19 protein-coding genes are annotated in these 19,913 nt (G+C 67.6%); 15 read left to right on the top strand and 4 right to left on the bottom strand.

Annotation, left to right across the window (positions count from 1 at the left end; all coding sequences use genetic code 11):
• On the bottom strand, positions 1–98 hold a 98-nt coding region (locus K9B35_RS07065; protein WP_224921128.1), incomplete at its 3' end, for a sugar phosphate nucleotidyltransferase.
• A gap of 170 nt (positions 99–268) precedes the next feature.
• On the opposite strand from K9B35_RS07065, the gene K9B35_RS07060 reads away from it, so the two are divergent.
• The 8 genes from K9B35_RS07060 (at position 269) to K9B35_RS07025 (ending at position 9,957) form a co-directional block, all read left to right on the top strand.
• Entirely contained in the window at positions 269–1,657 is a 1,389-nt protein-coding gene (locus K9B35_RS07060; RefSeq protein WP_224921089.1) for a TIGR03013 family XrtA/PEP-CTERM system glycosyltransferase, read from the top strand.
• Positions 1,658–1,661: 4 nt separating this feature from the next.
• Positions 1,662–3,698, top strand: coding sequence for an XrtA/PEP-CTERM system histidine kinase PrsK (gene prsK / locus K9B35_RS07055; RefSeq protein WP_224921088.1), 2,037 nt, complete (start codon positions 1,662–1,664; stop codon positions 3,696–3,698).
• Positions 3,695–5,056: a PEP-CTERM-box response regulator transcription factor gene (gene prsR / locus K9B35_RS07050; RefSeq protein ID WP_224921087.1), complete on the top strand. Its 1,362-nt coding sequence runs from the start codon at positions 3,695–3,697 to the stop codon at positions 5,054–5,056. Before prsK ends, prsR begins: the two co-directional genes overlap by 4 nt.
• Positions 5,040–7,151, top strand: coding sequence for a tetratricopeptide repeat protein (locus K9B35_RS07045; RefSeq protein WP_224921086.1), 2,112 nt, complete (start codon positions 5,040–5,042; stop codon positions 7,149–7,151). The genes prsR and K9B35_RS07045 overlap by 17 nt, the downstream gene beginning before the upstream one ends.
• Positions 7,152–7,326: 175 nt before the next feature.
• On the top strand, positions 7,327–8,136 hold the full coding sequence (locus K9B35_RS07040) for an ATP-binding protein (RefSeq protein ID WP_224921085.1): 810 nt from the start codon (positions 7,327–7,329) through the stop codon (positions 8,134–8,136).
• The gene (locus K9B35_RS07035; RefSeq protein WP_224921084.1) at positions 8,133–8,621 is read left to right on the top strand and encodes a hypothetical protein; all 489 of its coding nucleotides are present in this window, start codon (positions 8,133–8,135) and stop codon (positions 8,619–8,621) included. The genes K9B35_RS07040 and K9B35_RS07035 overlap by 4 nt, the downstream gene beginning before the upstream one ends.
• Positions 8,622–8,663: 42 nt before the next feature.
• On the top strand, positions 8,664–9,557 hold the full coding sequence (locus K9B35_RS07030; protein ID WP_224921083.1) for a diacylglycerol/lipid kinase family protein: 894 nt from the start codon (positions 8,664–8,666) through the stop codon (positions 9,555–9,557).
• A gap of 109 nt (positions 9,558–9,666) precedes the next feature.
• Entirely contained in the window at positions 9,667–9,957 is a 291-nt protein-coding gene (locus K9B35_RS07025) for a hypothetical protein (protein ID WP_224921082.1), read from the top strand.
• 1 nt (position 9,958) lies between these two features.
• Here the strand turns inward: K9B35_RS07025 and K9B35_RS07020 are convergent, their stop codons facing one another.
• A complete protein-coding gene (locus tag K9B35_RS07020; protein WP_224921081.1) occupies positions 9,959–11,737 on the bottom strand; it encodes an ABC-F family ATP-binding cassette domain-containing protein in 1,779 nt (592 codons plus the stop codon).
• A 128-nt stretch (positions 11,738–11,865) separates the two neighbouring features.
• Here K9B35_RS07020 and K9B35_RS07015 point away from each other — a divergent pair, with 128 nt between their 5' ends.
• The 3 genes from K9B35_RS07015 to K9B35_RS07005 all read left to right on the top strand — a co-directional run bounded on the left by K9B35_RS07015 (position 11,866) and on the right by K9B35_RS07005 (position 14,326).
• Positions 11,866–12,171 carry a hypothetical protein gene (locus K9B35_RS07015; protein ID WP_318245959.1) on the top strand — a complete coding sequence of 102 codons (306 nt, stop codon included), beginning with the start codon at positions 11,866–11,868 and terminating at the stop codon, positions 12,169–12,171.
• Positions 12,172–12,195: 24 nt separating this feature from the next.
• Positions 12,196–12,870: a response regulator transcription factor gene (locus K9B35_RS07010; protein WP_224921079.1), complete on the top strand. Its 675-nt coding sequence runs from the start codon at positions 12,196–12,198 to the stop codon at positions 12,868–12,870.
• A 145-nt stretch (positions 12,871–13,015) separates the two neighbouring features.
• Complete coding sequence (locus tag K9B35_RS07005; protein ID WP_224921127.1) at positions 13,016–14,326, top strand: ATP-binding protein; 1,311 nt, start codon at positions 13,016–13,018, stop codon at positions 14,324–14,326.
• A 387-nt stretch (positions 14,327–14,713) separates the two neighbouring features.
• Here the strand turns inward: K9B35_RS07005 and K9B35_RS07000 are convergent, their stop codons facing one another.
• Positions 14,714–15,709 carry an LLM class flavin-dependent oxidoreductase gene (locus K9B35_RS07000; protein ID WP_224921126.1) on the bottom strand — a complete coding sequence of 332 codons (996 nt, stop codon included), beginning with the start codon at positions 15,707–15,709 and terminating at the stop codon, positions 14,714–14,716.
• 260 nt (positions 15,710–15,969) lie between these two features.
• On the opposite strand from K9B35_RS07000, the gene K9B35_RS06995 reads away from it, so the two are divergent.
• The 4 genes from K9B35_RS06995 to K9B35_RS06980 all read left to right on the top strand — a co-directional run bounded on the left by K9B35_RS06995 (position 15,970) and on the right by K9B35_RS06980 (position 19,508).
• The gene (locus K9B35_RS06995) at positions 15,970–16,635 is read left to right on the top strand and encodes a pyrimidine 5'-nucleotidase (protein ID WP_224921078.1); all 666 of its coding nucleotides are present in this window, start codon (positions 15,970–15,972) and stop codon (positions 16,633–16,635) included.
• Positions 16,632–17,435, top strand: coding sequence for a 2,3,4,5-tetrahydropyridine-2,6-dicarboxylate N-succinyltransferase (gene dapD, locus K9B35_RS06990; protein WP_224921077.1), 804 nt, complete (start codon positions 16,632–16,634; stop codon positions 17,433–17,435). Before K9B35_RS06995 ends, dapD begins: the two co-directional genes overlap by 4 nt.
• 157 nt (positions 17,436–17,592) lie before the next feature.
• The gene (locus K9B35_RS06985; protein WP_224921076.1) at positions 17,593–18,357 is read left to right on the top strand and encodes a tryptophan 2,3-dioxygenase; all 765 of its coding nucleotides are present in this window, start codon (positions 17,593–17,595) and stop codon (positions 18,355–18,357) included.
• Complete coding sequence (locus tag K9B35_RS06980) at positions 18,354–19,508, top strand: aminotransferase class V-fold PLP-dependent enzyme (protein WP_224921075.1); 1,155 nt, start codon at positions 18,354–18,356, stop codon at positions 19,506–19,508. The genes K9B35_RS06985 and K9B35_RS06980 overlap by 4 nt, the downstream gene beginning before the upstream one ends.
• On the opposite strand, the gene K9B35_RS06975 is transcribed toward K9B35_RS06980, so the two are convergent.
• Complete coding sequence (locus tag K9B35_RS06975) at positions 19,473–19,913, bottom strand: CoA-binding protein (protein ID WP_224921074.1); 441 nt, start codon at positions 19,911–19,913, stop codon at positions 19,473–19,475. The two genes, K9B35_RS06980 and K9B35_RS06975, sit on opposite strands and share 36 nt — an antisense overlap.

Here is a 19,913-nt window from a genome sequence, read left to right as displayed (position 1 = left end):
AGCATCTGCTTGGGCCGTTCGGGACGCGACATCGGCCATAGCCGGGTTCCCGCACCGCCCGACAGGATCACCGGGACGATCGCTTCATTGTCACTCATCTACTGCCCTTCCGAACCCGGCCGCCACGATCCCATAGGCGGCGGCGGCCTCCCCCGACAAACACATATATCAACCCGGGTTTCCGCCCGTTCAGCATTTCTTCGTCAATTTCGCCGACATCGGGGCCGGTGTCGGATTTGTTTACACTCGCGCATTAGGCTCCAACCGCATGATCCGCTTGTTCAAACACTATATTCCCAATGCGGTGCTGTTGCTGGCGCTGTTCGACGTCGTGCTGCTGTTCGCCGCCGCCGAATTCGGCTGGATCTACCGCGCGCATCAGATCGACATGGCCGTCGATCCGATCGTCACCCGCATCCCCCAGATGTTGAGCTTTGTCGCCAGCCTCGAACTCGCGATGATCGCGGTCGGGGTCTATGGCGCGGACTCGCTCCAGTCGAACCGCGTCGCCACCGCGCGGCTGCTCGTCGCGGTGTCGCTCGGCACGATCTTCCTCTCGGTGATCTTCTTCCTGGTCCCCGCGCTGACCTTCTGGCGCTCGAACCTGCTCTACGCGATGCTCGCCTCGTTCGTCGCCCTGTTCGCGCTGCGCATCCTGCTCGGCAAGACACTGGGCAGCCAGGTGTTCAAGCGTCGCGTCGTCGTGCTCGGCGCCGGCCCGCGCGCCGAACGGCTCAAGGTCCTGTCCAAGAAACCCGGATCGGGCTTCGTCGTCGTCGGCTATGTTTCGATGAGCGAGGCGAACCGCGTCATCCCCGAAGCCATCGCGCGCGACGCCATCTACAATCTCGCCGACCATGTCGTGCTGCTCAACGCCAGCGAAGTCGTGCTGGCGCTCGAGGAACGCCGCAACGCGCTCCCGCTCAAAGATCTGCTGCGGATCAAGACCACGGGCGTGCACGTCAACGAAATCTCGACCTTCCTCGAACGCGAAACCGGTCGCGTCGACCTGCAGTCGGTCAACCCCAGTTGGCTGATTTTCTCCGATGGCTTCTCGTCGGGCCGAATGCTGTCGAGCATGTTCAAACGGCTGTTCGACATCGCCGCCAGCGTGATCCTGCTCGCGCTCACGCTGCCCGTGATCCTGCTCGGCGCGCTCGCGGTAAAGCTCGAGAGCAAGGGGCCAGCCTTCTATCGCCAGCGCCGCGTCGGCCTCTACGGCCAAGGCTTCGACATCATCAAACTGCGCTCGATGCGGCAGGATGCCGAGGTCGCGGGCAAGGCGGTGTGGGCCGCGAAGGACGATCCGCGCATCACCCGCGTCGGCAACTTCATCCGCAAGGTCCGCATCGACGAACTACCGCAATGCTGGAGCGTGCTGAAGGGCGAAATGAGCTTCGTCGGCCCGCGCCCCGAACGCCCCCAGTTCGTCGAAGATCTGGAGCAGCAGCTGCCCTATTATGCCGAACGCCACATGGTGAAGCCCGGCATCACCGGCTGGGCGCAGATCAACTACCCCTATGGCGCGTCGATCGAGGACAGCCGGCAGAAGCTGGAATATGACCTCTATTACGCCAAGAACTACTCGCCTTTCCTCGACCTGCTGATCCTGCTCCAGACATTGCGCGTGGTGCTGTTCCCGGACGGGGCGCGGTAACTTCATGCTGGCGACGCTGATCCTCTGGGGCCATGCGCTCGCTGCCTTGTTGTTCGGCGCACTCGGCCTGTGGGCATTGCGCAGCGACGGGGCGGCGATGCCGCGCATCCCGCTGATCGCGGCGCTGGCGATGACCGCGCTGTGGGCGCTGGCCGTCGCGGGGATCGGCGAGAACGATCTGATGACCCAGATCGCAGGCGCCGCACGCACCCTCGCCTGGTTCGGCTTCATGGTCGCGCTCTACCGCAGCGGCGCGATCGAGCGGCCACCCGCCGCGATCGGCACGGTGTTCGGCGTCGTTGCCGTCGTCATCCTGATGGCCGCAACGCTCGACGTGCTGACCAGCGCCGCAAGCGACCTTCCCCGCCCGGTGCTCGACGCGGCATTGCTGCTCAAGATGCTGGCGACCGTCGCCGCCTTGCTGCTGGTTCAGGGCCAGCACAGCGCGCTCGCCCCGCGCCAGAGCCATGCGGTGCGCCCCGTCATCCTCGCGCTTGGCGCAATGTGGCTGGTCGACATCAACCTGCTCGCCGTCGCTTGGCTGGTCGAACGCTGGCCGCTTCAGCTGGTCGCGGTGCGCGGGTTTGCGCTGGCGTTGATCGCGATGGCGATTGCCGCCGGGCTCCAGCATCGCGGCGAGCGGCCGGTCGAGATGTCGCGGACCGTCATCTACCAGACGCTCACGCTGGTTGCGGTCGGGGTCTATGTCGCGTTGCTCGCCGCCGCCACCAGCGCGCTCGCGGCGATCGGCGGCCCCAACGCCCGGCTGCTCCAGACCGCCTTCGTCTTCGGATCGACCGCCGCGATCCTGACGCTCGTGTCCAGCTCGTGGCTGCGCGCGTGGATCAAGGTCAAGCTCGCCAAGCATTTCTTCCGCCACCGCTACGACTATCGCGCCGAATGGATGCGCTTCACCGAGACGCTGGGCGAGCCCGACGGCGCGGCCTCGCTCGACGAACGCATCGTCAAGGCGCTGGCGGACCTCACCGACTCTCCCGCAGGCGTGCTGCTACTCCCACAGGGCAACGGCCTGACCGTCGGCGCTGGCTGGAACGTCGCGCGCGCCGACCTGCCCGCCGCCTATGGCGAAAGCTGGCAGCTCGACCGGGTCGATCCCGGCCATGTCATCGAACTCGACACCGGCGAGGGTGCCGACGCGGTGCCGCCATCGATCCGCGCCTGGGATCAGGCATGGGTCGTCGTGCCACTGCCGCACCAGCAGCGCCTTGCCGGCGCAATCGTCCTCGCCCGTCCGCCAGTGCCCCGCGCGCTCGACTGGGAGGATTTCGACCTGCTCAAGGCCGCCGGCCGCCAGGTCGCCAGCCACATCGCCGAGGAACGCGCGCAGGAAGCGCTGGCTGAAGCCGAGCGGTTCGACGAGTTCAACCGCCGTTTCGCCTTCATCATGCACGACATCAAGAATCTGGTGAGCCAGCTCACCCTCGTCGCGCGCAATGCCGAGCGTCACGCCGACAATCCCGAATTCCGCGCCGACATGGTCGCAACGCTGCAGGATTCGTCGGGGCGCATGAACGACCTGCTCGCGCGCCTGTCCCAGCATCACCGCGCGCGCACCGACCCGCCCGTCGCCATGCCGCTCGCCCCGCTGCTCCGCCGCCTCGCCCGCAGTCGTGAGGCGAGCCACCCGATCGAAGTGGTCAGCAAGGGCGATCCGATCGCCATTGCCGATCCCGCCCGCCTCGAAACCCTGCTCGGCCACCTCGTCCAGAATGCGATCGACGCGAGCGAGCCCGACGCGCGCGTCACCCTCGGGATCGTCGAGCTTGGCGATGCGGTCGCGATCGACGTGATCGATCGCGGCTGTGGCATGTCGCCCGCCTTCATCCGCGAAAAGCTGTTCCGCCCGTTCGTCTCGTCCAAGCCCGGCGGCTTCGGGATCGGCGCGTTCGAAGCGCGCAAGCTGACCGAAGAGATGGGCGGACGCCTCGACGTCTCGAGCGCGGAAGGGCGCGGCAGCCGCTTCCGCGTCACCCTGCGCGCCGCCCGCGCCGACACCAACGCCCTTGGAAACGCCGCATGACCGACAAGCCCGCCCCGCTCCCCAAATTGCTGATCGTTGAGGACGATCCCGGCCTGCAGCGCCAGCTGCGCTGGGCCTATGAGGGCTATCAGATCCTGCCCGCCGGCGACCGCGAAAGCGCCATCGCGTTGCTCCGCGCCGAGGAGCCGGCGGTGGTCACGCTCGACCTCGGCCTGCCGCCCGATCCCGACGGCACCAGCGAGGGGTTCGCAGTGCTCGAAGCGATCCTCGCGCTCAAACCCGATACCAAGGTGATCGTCGCTTCCGGCCATGGGGCGCATGAATCGATGCTGCGCGCCATCGCGATGGGGGCGTGGGACTTCTATCAAAAGCCGATCGACATCGACGCGCTCGGCCTGATCGTCGCGCGCGCCTTCCACGTCCATGCGCTCGAAGCCGAAAACCGCCGCCTCGCCGCGCGCGCCGAGAGCGGCAATGCGCTGGGCGGGATCATCACCGGCGCGCCCGAAATGCTCAAGGTTACCCGCACGATCGAGCGCGTTGCCCCCGCCGATGTCTCGGTCATGCTGCTCGGCGCGAGCGGCACCGGCAAGGAACTACTCGCGCGCGGGCTGCACGAGGCGAGCGGGCGCAAGGGCGCGTTCGTCGCGATCAACTGCGCCGCGATTCCCGAAACCCTGCTCGAATCAGAACTGTTCGGCCATGAAAAGGGCGCGTTCACCGGCGCGGTGAAGACGACCGAGGGCAAGATCGAACAGGCGCAGGGCGGCACCCTGTTCCTCGACGAAATCGGCGACGTCCCGCTCCCGCTTCAGGTCAAGCTGCTCCGCTTCCTGCAGGAACGCGTGATCGAGCGCATCGGCGGGCGCAAGCCGATCCCGGTCGACACCCGCGTCGTGTGCGCCACGCATCAAGACGTCGACGCGATGGTCGCCGCGAATAGCTTCCGCGAGGATCTCTACTATCGCCTCGCCGAAATCGTCGTGCGCATCCCCAGCCTTGCCGAGCGTCCCGGCGACGCTGGCCTGCTCGCGCGCCACCTGCTCCACAAGCATGCGACCGCGATGAAGCTGCCCACGAAGAGCTTCGCCCCCGACGCACTCGACGCAATCGACGCCTGGCACTGGCCGGGCAATGTCCGCGAACTGGAAAACCGCGTGAAACGCGCGACGATCATGGCCGACGGCAAGCTCGTCACCGCCGCCGATCTCGACCTCGCGCCGGCAGCGGTCGCGGAACCGATCAACCTCAAGGCGATCCGCGAAGCCGCAGACCGCCGCGCCATCGCCCATGCCCTCGCCCGCGCGGAGGGCAATATCTCCGGCACCGCGCGCCTGCTCGGGATCAGCCGCCCGACCCTCTATGACCTGATGAAGGCCTATGACCTCCAGCCCTGAACCCCGCCGCCGTCGCCGATCGGGCGAAGCACGCGCACGGCGCGGCGTCACGCTGCGGCGCGCCGTCGTCTTCGGCCTGTGCCTTGCAGCCTTCGCCGTCGCGATCTTCGCGTTCAAATCGGTCATCACCGACGGCCCCGACCCCGCCGCCGCGCGCGAAGCACTGGCGCGCAGTGAAGCCTATCTGAAGGCCAGCAACGCCTCGGCCGCGCGCAGCCAGGCGTTCAGCGCGGTCCGCGCCGACCCGGCCTGGGGTGAGGCGCATCTCGCCCTCGCCCGCGCCAACCTCGCGCTCGACGAGGGCGTCGCCGCCGAAGCCGCGCTGCGCCGCGCACTCGACAGCGGCATCGCGCCCGCCCGCACCCACGCGCTGATGGCGCACGCAATCCTGTTGCAGGGCGACCCACGCCGCGCGCTGGTCGAAAGCCGCAAGGCACCTCAGGCCGACCGCCTCTACGCCCTGCGCGTCCAGACCCGCGCCTATGTCGCGGGCGGCAACCTCGCCGCCGCACAGGACTCGGCGATGGCCGCGATCCGCCTCGCCCCGCAAAGCGCCGACGCCTGGACCGAACTCGGCCGCTTCCGCTTCAACGCTGGCGATGTGGTCGGCGCGATCGAGGCGAGCGCCAAGGCGGTCGATCTCGACAAGGGCAATACCGACGCGCTGCTGTTGCGCGGTGAACTGGTGCGCACTCAATATGGCCTCGTCGCCTCGCTCCCCTGGTTCGACCGCGCGCTGCAGCGCGACCCCTACCGCCACGCCACCCTGATCCAGTACGCCGCGACGCTCGGCGATGCCGGCCAAACGCGCGCGATGCTCGACCTCACCCGCCGCGCGATGGAGGTCCGCCCGCGCAGCCCGCAGGCGCTGTATCTTCAGGCGGTCCTCGCCGCCCGCGCGCAGCGCTTCGACCTTGCGCGCCAGCTGCTGACCCGCGCAGGCGGCGGCGTCGGCCAGCTGCCCGGCGGCCTGCTGCTCGGCGGCGCGCTCGATCTGGAGGAAGGCGCCTATGCCCGCGCGATCGAGAAGCTCCGCACCCTGATCACCCTGCAACCGATGAACATCGGCGCGCGCAAGCTGCTCGCGACCGCCTTGCTCCGCGCCGACGCGTCGAAGAACGGCATCGACGTGCTGCGCCCAGTCGTCGCGCGCGGCGACGCCGACACCTATTCCCTCACCCTCGTCGCGCGCGGCTATGAGCGGATCGGCGAGCGGGCCGAAGCGGCACGCTATTTCGACCGCGCGGCGCTGCCGGTGCGCGACAATCCCGACTGGTTCAGCTCGGACGATTCGCTCCCGATCCTCGCCGCGGCTGCATCGAAGGCGGGTGGTGACGATCCGAAGACGCTGATCCCGCTGCTGCGTGGCCTGATCGAGCAGGGACGCGGCTCCGAAGCGCTCGCCCGCGCCGAAGCCGTCGCTCGCCGCAACCCCGGCGCCCCGGCATCGGCCAGTCTGGTCGGCGACGTGTTGATGCTGCTCAAGCGCCCCGGCGATGCGGTGCCATGGTACAAGACCGCCGCTGGCATCCGCTTCGACGAACCGGCCATGCTGCGACTCGTCGAAGCGCTCGACCGCTCGGGCCAGCGCCAGACGGCGTCCACGACGCTCGCGCTGTTCCTCTCGCAAAACCCGTTCAACCTGTCCGCGCTGCGGCTCTCCGCCCACTGGCAGGCGGCGGCGGGCGATTTCGACGCGGCGATCGATTCGCTCGAAGCGATCCGCCTGCGCATCGGCAATCGCGACGCGGCACTGCTCGCCGAACTCGCCTTCGCCTATGCCGGCGCCGGCGAGCCCGACCGCGCCGCGCACTATGCCGAGGCGGCCTACATCATCGCGCCCAGCAACCCCGCAGTCGCGGGCGCAATGGGCTGGGCGCTGGCGCAGGGCGGCGATGACAAGGGCGGGATCGAGCTGCTGCGCAAGGCCGTAACCCTCGCCCCGCGCCACCCGATGCTGCGCTGGCAACTGGCCCAGGCCTATGCCGATGCCGGCCGCAAGGCCGAAGCCGTGACCGAAACCCGCGCCGCACTCGCCACCCCCGGCTTCACGGACAAGGGCGCCGCCGAAGCGCTGCTGGCGAAACTGGCATAATTCAAATCCTCCCCGGAACGGGGAGGGGGACCAGCCGCAGGCTGGTGGAGGGGGCCCGAGGCACCGGACTCCATTGCCTCGGGCCCCCTCCACCACCGCTTCGCGGCGGTCCACCTCCCCGTGCCGGGGAGGATTTATTTGCCTTCCCCCGCCCCACCCCCTAGCCCTCGGGCCGATGACCGACCCGCTGGACCGCATCGCCGCCGCGCTCGAACGGCTCGCGCCGCCACCGCCGCCCGCGCCGGACCTGACCGCGCATCCCGCCTATGTCTGGCACCGGAACTTCCTTCAGCCCGCCCGCGCCTTCGCGCCGCTACCGCTGTCCGAACTGGTCGGGATCGACGCGCAGAAAACCACGCTGGTCGAGAATGTCCGCCGCCTCGCTGCCGGTCTTCCCGCGCATGACGCGCTGCTGTGGGGCGCACGCGGCACCGGCAAATCGGCGCTGAGCAAGGCCGCGATCGCCGCCGTTCAGGCCGAAGGCGGCGGTATCGCGCTGGTCGAGGCACAGGCCGACGCGCTCGACACGCTCCCCGCCCTGTTCGCGCAACTCGCCGACACCCCCCGCGCCTTCGTCATCTTCCTCGACGATCTAGGCTTCGACGCAGCATCGGACGGCCGCGCGCTGCGCTCGCTGCTGGAGGGCGGGGCCGAGGCGCGTCCGGCGAACACGCGCCTGTTCGTCACCTCCAACCGCCGCCACCTGATCCCGCGCAACCTTGAGGAACAGGCGAGCGCGATCAACCCGCGCGACAGCATCGACGACAGCCTTGCCCTCGCCGACCGCTTCGGCCTCAGCCTCGGCTTCCACGCGATCGATCAGGACACCTATGTCGCGATCGTCCAGACCTATGCCGCCGACCACGGCCTGCCGTTTGACGCGGCGGAGGCCATCAACTGGGCGACCCGACGCGGCAGCCGCTCGGGCCGCGTCGCCTGGCAATATGTCGTCGATCTCGCCGGGCGACACGGCAAGCGCCTGTGAGGGGCAGGCTCGCGATCCAGCATGTCCACATCCATTGGGACAAGGCGGCGCGCGGGATGCCCTGGTCGGGCGTGCGCAATGCCCTGCCGCGCGAGCTGCCATTCGATCCGCCGCATGACAGCGAGCGCGGCTGGGTTCACCGGATCGACTATGAAGGCCGCACCAACTTCGCGCCGACGACAAGCTATGGTGCGCTCGGTGAGATTGAGGAGTCGCGCGTCCCGGTCGCAACGCGGATGGAGGGCAATGACCATCTATGGCTGCGCTTCAACGTCGCCAACCAGACCCCATATCGCCCCAATCTCGACAAGTGGATCGTGCGTCTACCCTTTGGCCAGCGCGTGACACTGCGCAGCAACTCCAAATCGGACGGCCACCATGACCGCTGGTATTTTGAAGATGTCGTCCATGTCGGCTGGGCCGACACCGCCACGCTCGACCTGCCGGTGTTCCGGGAGATTGACGAACGTGTGCTGCTTTACTGATCGGGCGATGGACCTTCCAAGCCCCCACGCAGTTATTGCGCGATGACAACGACCCTGCCCGTCCCGCGCGAAGCCGTGCTGATCGTCAATGCCAAGTCACGGCGCGGCGAAGCCTTGTTCGATCAGGCGCGCGAAAAGATCGAAGCGGCCGGCATCCGCCTGATCGCAGCGCATCCGGTGAAAGACCCCGACCTGCTCGACGACACCGTCCGCGACGCGATCCGCAGCGGCGCGCCAATGGTCATCGTCGGCGGCGGCGACGGGTCGCTGTCGGGCGTGGTCGATGATGTCGTCGGCAAGGATGTCGTGTTTGCGGTGCTCCCGCTCGGCACCGCTAACAGCTTCGCGCGGACGCTCGGCATTCCGCTCGACCTCGACGGCGCGATCAATGCGATCGCCACCGGTAAGCGCCGCCGCGTCGATCTCGGCATGATCGACGGCGACTATTTCGCCAACGCCGCGGCGATGGGCCTGTCGCCGATGATCGGCAAGACGGTGCCGCATAACCTCAAGAAATATGCGGGCCGCGTCGGCTATCTCGCCTGGGCGCTGTGGTGCTTCGCCCGCTTCCGCCCGTTCCGCGTCACCGTCACCGACGCGCGCGGGGCGCACCGCATGTGGGCAAGCGAGGTCCGCATCCTCAACGGCAAATTCCACGGCGGCGTGGTGATGAGCGACGAAGCCAGCGTCGAAAGCGGCGACATGATGATTCAGGTCGTCACCGGCCGCAACCGCTGGCGGCTGGCATGGGACTGGTACGCCCGCTTCTTTCGCCTGCGCGGCCGCGAAAAGCTGGTCGAAGAGTTTCGCGGCGCCGAGCTGAAACTCGACGCCCGCCCCCGCCGCAGCATTTCGATCGATGGCGAAGTGCTCGCCCGCGTGCCGGTAACGGTGCGCGTCGCCGAACGCGCAATTGACGTGGTGGTGCCGGCTTAATAGCCCCTCCCCTTCAGGGGAGGGGTTGGGGTGGGGCAGCGAAATCTCATCGAGACCGGCGCGTAGGGATTGGCTTGAACGTCAACGCGTCCACACGCACAAGACCGTGATGCCTTGCTACTCCGTTTGCCTGGACGCCACGCTGACTCATCACTTCGCACCACAGGGCGATGGGCAGCAAATGCGCGGTTACATCGCGGTGCGCTATGTGTTCGCCCGCAACCCGGAGCACGCTTTCGATCGTGCCAAGCGGCTTGAGCGACAGAGCGTGGAACGAGAGTGGAGCGCGATCCGGGAAGGGGCGATAGCAGTTTCGTTCGATCTGGAGAGTATCGAGCGTGCGCCCCTTTGGCGACTGCTGCGCCGGCGCCAAGGCCGCGCCTATTACGAAGCCGAGTAGCTCACCCCAACCCCTCAACCATCTCTGCCAGCTCCAGCCAGCGCAGCTCCGCCGCATCCTTCTCGTCACGCGCCTTGGCAATCGCCGCCATCAGCGCGTCGAACTTCTTCGGGTTCTTGGAATACAGCTCCGGATCGGCCAGCGCCGCCTCATCGCGCGCGATGGCCGCGTCGAGCTCCTCGATCCGCTTGGGCAGCAGGTCGTAATCGCGCTGATCCTTGTAGGTCAGCTTGGTCCGCGCCTTGGGCGCCTCCGCCACCGGCGCAGTCTTGAGCGCGGCCTTTTTCGACTCGGTCCGCACCTTCCGCTTGGCTTCCCAATCGGCATAGCCGCCGACCACCATGTCGACCGTGCCGGACCCGTCGAGCCCGATCGTCATCGTCACCGTGCGATCGAGAAAGTCGCGGTCATGGCTGACGATCAGCACCGTGCCGTCATAATCCGCGATCACTTCCTGCAGCAGGTCGAGCGTTTCGAGGTCGAGATCGTTGGTCGGCTCGTCCAGCACCATCAGGTTCGACGGCCGCGCAAACTCCCGCGCCAGCAGCAAGCGCGAACGCTCGCCACCCGACAGCGTCCCCACCTTCGCCTCGACCATCTCAGGCGCGAACAGGAACTCCTTGAGGTATCCATGGATATGCTTGCGCACGCCAAGCACATCGACCCACTCGCCGCCATCGGCGACGACTTCGCGCACCGTCTTGTCCGGCTGCATCCGGCTGCGCTGCTGGTCGATGATCACCGCGTCGAGCGTCTTGGCGCGCTTCACGCTTCCCGTATCGGGCTCGATCTCGCCGGTCAGCAGCTTGAGCAACGTCGACTTGCCCGCGCCGTTCTTGCCGACGATGCCGATGCGGTCGCCACGCGTGATCCGCAACGTCAGGTCGCGGATGATCGGGCGGTCGCCATAGGATTTGGACGCACCCTTGGCGTCGATCACCACCTTGGTCTTCGAATCGTCCGATGCGGTGGTCAGGTTCGCCGCGCCCGCGGGTCCCGTCATCGCCGCGCGTTCGGCGCGCATCTCGTACAGCTTGGTCAGCCGCCCCTGGTTGCGCTTGCGCCGCCCGGTCACGCCACGCTGCAGCCAATGCTCCTCCAGCTTCAACCGCGCGTCGAGCTTCTCGGCCGCGCGCTGCTCCTCGGCATAGACCTGGTCGGTCCACGCCTCGAACCCGCCAAAGCCGACTTCCGCGCGCCGCATCGACCCGCGGTCGAGCCACAGCGTCTGCCGCGTCAGCCGGGTCAGGAAAGTACGGTCATGGCTGATCACGACGAATGCACCGCGATAGCGGGTCAGCCACTCTTCCAGCCATTCGATCGCATGGATGTCGAGATGGTTGGTCGGCTCGTCGAGCAGCAGCACGTCGGGATCCTGCGCCAGCGCGCGCGCGATGCCCGCCCGCCGCCGCTCGCCGCCCGACGCGGTCGCCGCCTCGCGGGACAGATCGATGCCCAGCTGGTCGGCAATCGCCTCCGCCTCATGCCGCACCGGCGCATCGTCACCCGACAGGACATAGTCCATCAGCGTGACACAGCCGGCCATGCGCGGCTCCTGCTCCAGCATCACCACGCGCGTGCCCGGCTGGATCGTCCGCCGCCCCTCGTCCGCATCGACCTGCCCCGCAATCAGCTTGAGCAGCGTCGTCTTGCCCGCGCCGTTGCGCCCGATCAGCGCCAGCCGGTCGCGCGCGCCGATATGGATGTCGAGTTCGCGAAACAACCAGCCCGATCCCTGGATCAGGCCGAGCTTTTCATAGGACAATACAGGTGCAGCCATGGCGGGGGCAGGTAGGGCCACGCGGCCCATCGGGCAAGCCGCGCGCGCAGCCCGATGCTTTCAGCCGCCTTTCGGCCGCATTCACGGGCTGTTCAACGCGGCGGGGCTATGCCATCCAAGTCATGAAGATGTTTGGTGTCCTTTGTCTCGGCGCGTTTCTCGCCGCCGCTGCCCCGGTTCACGCTGCGCCGCAAGATCGGCGCAGCGACCAGGAGGCTGCGCGCGCGGGCCGCATGCAGGGCAAGCTGTTGCCGCTACGCGCGATCGAAGCGCGGGTGGTGCCGCAGATGGAGCGTCAGGGCGCCCGCTATCTCGGCTTCGACTTCGATTCGGGAACCGGCATTTACACGCTGAAGTTCCTGCGCAATGGAAACGTCATCTGGGTCGATGTCGACGGCCGCACCGGTCAGGTGATGAGCCGTTCCGGCGGCTGAACCGGCGATAAAGAGGGAAACACGATGCGCGTTCTGATCGTCGAGGACGAACCCAATCTCCGCAACCAGCTCCAGTCCACGCTAGAAGGCGCGGGCTATGCCGTCGACACCGCAAGCGATGGCGAGGAAGGCCATTTCCTCGGCTCGACCGAAAATTACGACGCGATCGTCCTCGACCTCGGCCTGCCCGAAGTGGACGGACTGACCGTGCTCGACCGCTGGCGCAAGGAGGGCAAGACCACCCCGGTGCTCGTGCTCACCGCGCGCGACAGCTGGTCGGACAAGGTTGCCGGGCTTGACGCCGGCGCCGACGATTATGTCGCCAAGCCCTTCCAGTCCGAAGAGCTGATCGCCCGCCTCCGCGCGCTGATCCGCCGCGCGTCAGGCAATGCCAGCGCCGAACTGATCGCGGGTGACATCCGCCTCGACACCCGCAGCGGCAAGGTGACCAAGGCCGGCGACCCGGTGAAGCTGACCGCGCAGGAATATAAGCTCCTGTCCTATCTGCTCCACCACAAGGGCAAGGTGGTCAGCCGCACCGAGCTGATCGAACATATCTACGATCAGGATTTCGACCGCGATTCGAACACGATCGAGGTGTTCGTGACGCGCATCCGCAAGAAACTGGGCGCCGACGTCATCACCACCATCCGTGGCCTTGGCTACAGCCTCGAGGAACCGGCGGAGGCCGGTGCCTGAGGTTGCCGCCGGCCTGACGCTGTCGCGCTCCTTCCCGTTCGTGCGCCGCACGCCGGCGCAGGACGTGGCAGCGCCGATCGAAACGCGTCCCGGCGACCCCGCTCCCCGCACCTACACGCCCAGCACCGGATCGCTCAGCCGCCGGATGATCCTGATCGCGGCGGCGTGGATTTCCTTGCTGCTCGTTGGCGGCGGCTTCGCTCTCGATCGCGTGTTGACCGGAGCGGTCACGCGCAATTTCGACGACGGGCTCGAATATCTGCTGAACTCGCTGATCGTCTCGGCCGAACTCGATGCCGAGGGCAAGGTCGCGTTCAATCGCCAGCTGTCCGACCAACGCTTCCTCGAACCCTATTCCGGCCTCTACTGGCAGGTGTCGGGCCCGGGCTATGAGCCGTTCCCGTCACGCTCGCTGTGGGACCGCCGCCTCGATGCGGGGCAGACGCATGACGACCTCGACCTGCATTCCTATGATTCGACGCAGATGGACCAGAAGCTGCGCGTGGTGGAACGCGACGTGCGCCTGCCCGGATCGCCCGTGCGCTGGCGCTTTCAGGTCGCCCAGACGCGCGAAGTGCTCGACGCGCAGATCGCCGCGCTGCGCAAGACGCTGGTGCGCAGCTTCCTGCTCCTCGCCGCCGGCCTGATCGCCATGGCCGCGCTGCAGACCTGGTACGGCCTGCTCCCACTGCGCAAACTGCGGATCGCGATCCAGAAGCTCCGCACCGGCGAAACCCCCCGGATCGAGGGCGCGATGCCCGCCGAAGTCGCGCCTTTGGTCGAAGAACTGAACGGTCTCGTCGCCCATAACGACCGCCAGGCCGAGGAAGCACGCCGCCACGCCGGCAACCTCGCCCATGCGCTCAAGACGCCGCTGACCGTCATCATGAACGCCGCGACCGCACAGTCCGACGACCTGCCGACCACGGTGGTGCGCGAGGCGCGGACGATGCGCCGTCAGGTCGACCACCACCTCGCCCGCGCCCGTGCGGTCGGCCGTCGCGGCAGCGCGCACAGCCGCGCGCCCGTGTGGCCCAGCGTCGAATCGGTCGAGCGCGCGGTCGCCCGCCTCTACCCCCATGTCCGCATCGACACCGACGGACCAAAGGATCTGGTCGCGCATATCGAGCGTCAGGACCTTGACGAGATCATGGGCAACCTCGTCGAAAACGCCGCCAAATATGGCGGAGGCAGCGTGTTCGTGACCGTACGGATCGAGGCCGGCTTTGTCGAAATCCTGATCGAGGATGACGGCACCGGCATCCCCGAACCCGACCGCATCCGCATCTTCGACCGCGGCGTACGGCTCGACACCGGCAAGCCCGGCACCGGCCTTGGCCTCGCCATCGTCCGCGACGTCGCGGAGATTTACGACGGCACCGTCACGCTGGAGGAAAGCGAGGATCTCGGCGGCCTGATGGTGCGGCTGCGGCTGCCAGCGGCGACGGCGGGCTAAGACCGATACGAGCCAAAACCGTCACCCCCGCGAAAGCGGGGGCCGATCTCCTTCAGGATCGGCAAATTGCACCGGCGCGGCGGGCGGACAGTCCGGGAGATGGGCCCCCGCTTTCGCGGGGGTGACGGCAAGGATTGCCAGCCGCCCTACCCCATCACGCCGACAAACCGCCACCGCCCGGTCACCGGGCTCAACACCAGATCACATCCGCAATCGCGGCACTGCGTCTCGAACTCGCCGCGGCCGGGGCGGTCGCGGCGGCGCGGGCGGTGGATGCCGAGATGGCACCGTATGGCTGGCTTGGATGCGGACACGTGCCGACAACTCCCTCGTTCAGCCCCCTGAACAGCCCCCGCTCTTCGTGGTGGCGACCAATTCAGGCGGGATTCAGGCGGCCAGATGGCGCATCGCGGCGGCGGCGATCGCGATGCTTTTCTTGCGCGCCTCAGGGTCAAAGATCGAACTGGTCAGCATCACCTCATCCACCCCGGTCCGCGCGATAAAGCCCTTGAGCCCCGCGCGGATCGCGTCCGGCCCGCCAATCGAGGTGCATTCCAGCACATGGTCGAGCATTGCCCGCGCCTGGGGCGGCAGGCCGTCGCGGTACCCCGGCACTGGCGGCGGCAGCGGCACGCCGGTCCCGGTAGTGCGCAGTGCGACAAACGCCTGCTGCATCGAACTGGCGAGCAGCTCCGCCTCCGCATCCGTGTCTGCGGCAAAGACATTGAACCCCGCCATCGCATAGGGCTGGTCGAGCACCGCCGAAGGGCGGAACTGGCGGCGATATACCTCCAGCGCCTCATCCAGCGCACCCGGCGCAAAGTGCGACGCGAACGCATAGGGCAACCCCAGCGCCGCGGCGAGCTGCGCGCCATACAGGCTCGACCCCAAAATCCACAATTCGGGCTTCGCACCACCACCCGGCACAGCGCGAATGCCGGTCTGGCCGTCATCGGCGAAGTAGCTCTGCAGCTCCATCACATCGCGCGGGAACCCGTCCGGGCTGCTCTCCAGCGTACGGCGCAGCGCCCGCGCCACGGTCATGTCGCTCCCCGGCGCACGCCCCAGCCCCAGGTCGATCCGCCCCGGAAACAGCGCGTCGAGCGTGCCGAACTGTTCGGCGATCACCAAAGGTGCATGGTTGGGCAGCATGATCCCGCCCGCGCCGACGCGGATGGTCGATGTCGCCGCGCCGACATGCGCGATCACCACCGCCGTCGCCGCGCTCGCAATCCCCGCCATGCCGTGATGCTCGGCCACCCAATAGCGCGAAAACCCCTCGCTTTCCGCATGCCGCGCCAGATCGGCGGCGGCGGCAAAGGACTGGCTGGCGGTTCCGCCCTGAAGGATGGGGACGAGGTCGAGCAGGGAATAGGCTGTCATAGCCACAGAGATGGGAATGCCAGTTGCGTTTTGCTACTCAAGATGGACTTCAGCTACGCCAACCAATTCCTCCCCGGAACGGGGAGGGGAACCGCGACGCGAAGCGGCGTGGTGGAGGGGCCCCGAGGCAAAGGAATCCAGTGCCTCGAGCCCCCTCCGTCAGCGCTGCGCGCTGCCACCTCCCCGTTCCGGGGAGGATTTAAACGCCCCAACAAATCCCATCCTTCCCCTCCGCCCCCATCCCCCCTAAACGCCCCGCCATGCGCCCCGACCTCGCCCATATCGACGCCTGGTTGTTCGACCTCGACAACACGCTCTATCCGGGCAGCACCGACCTGTTTCCGCAGATGAACGCGCGCATCGGCGCCTATGTCGCGCGGCTGCTAAACCTCGATCCCGACGCCGCGCACCGCGTGCAAAAGGACTATTTTATCAGCCACGGCACCACGCTCGCCGGGCTGATGGCCGATCATGGCGTCGACCCATACGAGTACCTCGCCGACGTCCACGACATCGAGATCGACATCCTCGAACACAACGCCCCGCTCGCCGCCGCGATTGCGAAGCTGCCGGGGCGCAAGCTGGTCTTCACCAATGCCGACGCGCCCTATGCGCAAAAGGTGCTCGACCGGCTTGGCATCCGTGAGCATTTCGAGGCGATCCACGACGTCCACGCCAGCAGCTACCACCCCAAGCCGCACCCGCACGCCTATGCCAGCGTCTGCGAAGCCTATCGCATCGATCCGAAGCGCGCGCTGTTCGTCGAGGACATGGCGCGCAACCTCGCGCCGGCGAAGGCGATCGGCATGACCACCGTCTGGGTCGATAATGGCTCCGAACAGGCGCCTGACGCCGACCGCAGCTTCATCGACCATATCACCCACGACATTTGCCACTGGCTCGAAACCATTCAGGAGCATCCATGACCGACCTCGCCGCCACGATCGACGCCGCCTGGGAAGACCGCGCCAACATCTCGCTCGCCACCACCGGCGCGGTGCGGGAGGCAGTGGCCGAGGCGCTGAACCTGCTCGACAGCGGTGCCGCGCGCGTCGCCGAGCCGGTCGACGGCGGCTGGCAGGTCAATCAGTGGCTCAAGAAAGCCGTGCTCCTCTCCTTCCGCATCAACGACAATGCGGTCGGCCATGGCGGCTTCGACAAGGTGCCGCTCAAGACTGCGGGCTGGGACGACGCGCGCTTCCGGCAGGCAGGCTTCCGTCAGGTTCCGGGCAGCGTGGTGCGCCACGGCGCGCATATCGGCCGCAACGTCGTGCTGATGCCCAGCTTCGTGAATATCGGCGCGTTCGTCGGTGAAGGCACGATGGTCGATACCTGGGCCACCGTCGGCAGCTGCGCGCAGATCGGCAAGAACGTCCACCTGTCCGGCGGTGTCGGCATCGGCGGCGTGCTCGAACCGCTTCAGGCCGATCCGGTGATCATCGGTGACGGCGCCTTCATCGGCGCCCGCGCCGAAGTGGCCGAAGGCGTCCGCGTCGGCGAGGGCGCGGTCCTCTCGATGGGCGTCTATTTGGGCGCGAGCACCAAGATCGTCGACCGCGCCACCGGCCACATCTATCGCGGCGAAGTGCCCCCCTATGCCGTGGTGGTCCCCGGCACCCTCCCCGGCAAGGACGGCGGCCCGGGCCTCTACTGCGCCGTGATCGTCAAGACCGTCGACGCCCAGACCCGCAGCAAGACCGGGATCAACGAACTGCTGCGGGATTAAACGGCGCGCGGGGCGCAGAAACGGTTTTCCTACAAGGCATGCGATGCGCTAACCCGTATCGCATGCGACCAACCCCTGCCCCCGCCCCGGCTCACACCTCCCGTACACACGCATTTTTTGTCAGCATTGTCGTCAGTTTTGCCGCAGGGACACCGGCATGACCGAACCGATGACCTATGGGCGCTACCTCGCGCTCGACCAGTTGCTGACCGCGCAGCATCCGATTTCGGACGAGCATGACGAGCTGCTGTTCATCGTCATCCACCAGACCAAGGAACTCTGGCTCAAGCAGATGATCGCCGAGCTTGAGGTCGCGCTCGACCTCGTCCGCGGCGACCGGCTGGTCGAGGCGTATAAGGGCCTTGCGCGGGTCAGCCGGATTCAGGCGGTGATGACGCTGTCTTGGGAAATCCTGACCACGATGACGCCGAGCGATTACACCCGCTTCCGCGACGTGCTGGGATCGAGCAGCGGGTTCCAGTCGGACCAGTTCCGCGCGGTCGAAACGATGCTGGGGCTACGCGGTGGCGGGGTTCCGGGGCCGCTGACCGAGCTTTATGGCGCAAACCCAAGCCTGTGGGACGAAGCCAATGCCGCGCTCGCCCGCGCCGGGTTCGACCTGCCCGAAGCCGCGCTGAACCGCGACTGGGCCAAGCCTTATGAGGCCGATCCACAGGTCGAGGCCGCCTGGGCCAAGGTCTATCGCGAGCCGGGCACGCATTGGGAGCTGTACCAGCTCGCCGAAAAGCTGGTCGATATCGACGACGCGCTCGCGACCTGGCGGCACAAGCATGTGCTGACCGTCACCCGCGTGATCGGCATGAAGCCCGGCACCGGCGGCACGCCCGGCGCGTCCTACCTCCAGTCCACGCTGACCAAGCGCGCCTTCCCCGAACTCTGGACGCTGAGAACGCTGCTGTGACGAGCTACAAGCACCTCTTTCAGCGCTCGCTCGCCGCAGCCCCGGACCGGCTGCACTTCGCCGCGCACAGCCATCACCTCTGGCCCGACGCATCGTTCGTCGGCCATCAGGCGGCATGGCAGGACGCCGCGCGGCTCGCCGACCGCAAATGGGACCGGGTGATGGGCGAGATCTGGCCCGCCGCGCAGGCCCATGTCGCCGCCGAACTGGCACTGCCCGACCCGTCGTCGGTGACCTTCGCAGGCAACACCCACGACCTGATCCTGCGCATCGTCTCTGCCCGCAGCGAGCGCCCCTTGCGCATCCTCGCCAGCGACGGCGAGTTTCACAGTTTCCGCCGTCAGGCCCAGCGCTGGATCGAAAGCGGCCGGATCACGCTCGACACGGTGGCGCGCGGTGCCGACTTCGACGCCCGCTTCCTCGCCGCGGCGCGTGGCGGGAACCACGACCTGACCTTCGTCAGCCAGGTGATGTTCGAAACCGGAGCGGTGTTCGGGGCCATCGCCGACCTCGCCGCGCTCGCCCGGCCCGACGGTCCATGGGTGGTGGTCGACGGCTATCACGGCTTCATGGCGATGGAGACCGACCTGTCGGCGGTCGCCGACCGCATCTTCTACACCGCCGGCGGTTATAAATACGCCATGGCGGGCGAAGGCGTCGCCTTTCTCCACTGCCCGCCCGGCTTCGGCCCGCGCCCCGAAATCACCGGCTGGTACGCCGAGTTCGCCGATCTGGAAGCACCGCCGCCGGGCCAAATCGGCTATGCCGCCGATGCAATGCGCTTCATGGGATCGACCTTCGACCCCAGCGGAATCTACCGATTTGTTGCCATCCGCGACATGCTCGCCGAAGAAGGGCTGACCACCGCCGCGATCAACGCGCACGTCACGCCGCTGCGAGACCAGCTGCTGGCCGCCCTGCCCGAAACAGCGCTCGCCGACGCGGAATTGCTCAACCCTGGCAGCGACCCGCGCGCCCGTTTCCTCGCCCTGCGTTCACCGCAAGCCCCGGCCTGGAAAGAAGCGCTGATGGAGCAGGACATCATTACCGACGTCCGCGGCGATGTGCTGCGGATCGGCTTTGGCCTCTACCACGACGCCCGCGACGTCGAGCGGCTAGTCGGCACCCTGCGCGATCTTGGAAACGCCTAGCCGCGGAATCTCGATCGCCGGGCAGCGGTCCATCACCACCTTCAGCCCCGCCGCCTCGGCCCGCGCAGCGGCCTCGTCATTGACCACGCCAAGCTGCATCCACACCGCCTTGGCCCCGACCGCAATCGCCTCATCCACCGCCTCGCCAGCAGCAATCGGCCGCCGGAAGATGTCGACAATGTCGATCGGCTCGCCGATCTGGGCGAGCTCGCGGAACACGAACTCCCCATGCAGATGCTCACCGGTGATCTGCGGATTGACCGGGATAACGCGATAGCCATGGTCCTGCAGCATCGCCATCACCCGATAGCTCGGACGATCGGGCCGGTCGCTCGCCCCGACCAACGCAATCGTCCGCGCGCCTTCCAGCAGCGCCTTGATGTCGGCATCGTCGGTCATCGGCAT

The organism is Sphingomonas sp. R647, assembly GCF_020177055.1.
Classification (GTDB): Bacteria; Pseudomonadota; Alphaproteobacteria; order Sphingomonadales; family Sphingomonadaceae; genus Sphingomonas.
This window is presented reverse-complemented; position numbering and strand designations above follow the sequence as displayed.